Source organism: Streptococcus suis (assembly GCF_016743335.1).
Classification (GTDB): domain Bacteria; phylum Bacillota; class Bacilli; order Lactobacillales; family Streptococcaceae; genus Streptococcus; species Streptococcus suis_Y.
Genome location: NZ_WCJE01000102.1, coordinates 1 through 728, shown reverse-complemented (window position 1 = coordinate 728; position 728 = coordinate 1). Strand labels below are relative to the sequence as shown.

At 37.0% G+C, this 728-nt stretch carries 1 protein-coding gene; it reads right to left on the bottom strand.

All coding sequences use genetic code 11. The features are described 5' to 3' along the window. The gene (locus tag F9856_RS12040; protein ID WP_044767244.1) at positions 1–468 is read right to left on the bottom strand and encodes a GNAT family N-acetyltransferase; all 468 of its coding nucleotides are present in this window, start codon (positions 466–468) and stop codon (positions 1–3) included. Positions 469–728 lie beyond the last annotated feature (260 nt).

The following is a 728-nucleotide window of genomic DNA, read 5'->3' as shown; positions in this document are numbered from 1 at the left end:
TTAATTTATTATTTGCTCCATACGGAACTTTTGTGGTTTCATTCCTTGGCGTTCATAAAAACGGACAGCTCCTGCATTGTCAGCCCATACATCCAAGGTAAGATTGTGGCACCCCTGCTCCTTAGCATAGGAAAGAGCAAATTCATAAAGCTGCTCGCCAATTCTTTGACCACGCGCAGAATTGGCTACACACAAATCATCAATAAACAAGGTTTTAACTGGTTCTAAAACATCGCCTGTTGCGGTAGATAATTCACAAAAAAGATGCCCAACCACTTGTCCCTCTAACTCAAAGACAAAAATGGGCTTATCTGGATTTTCCAAAAGTGCTACTAATTCAGCCTCAGAAAATTTTTGACCTGCACTTTTAAAAATATCTGGTCGTGCCTGGTGATGCACCTGTAAAATATCTTGTAATAATTCATTTAAAACTGGAATATCAGATTGTCTGGCTTTACGGATTGTCATAAAAAATCTCCCCTTTTTTATTTTCTCTATTATAGCACATGTTTATTTTTTAACAAAATAGGTCTGCAGACCGATGAAGAATCTGAAAATTCGAGTATACTATAGGTGTATCCTAAAATTTTTCATAAATCTCCTAAAAAATCAGCTGCCCAAGGCTGGTTTTTTGTTGTCTTAAAACGAGAATGTGTAGTGTAGAAAATTACTAAAGCTTCTCGGGAGTTTGACAGTTTGAAACCACCAAAAGTGTCACAAACGTTGAC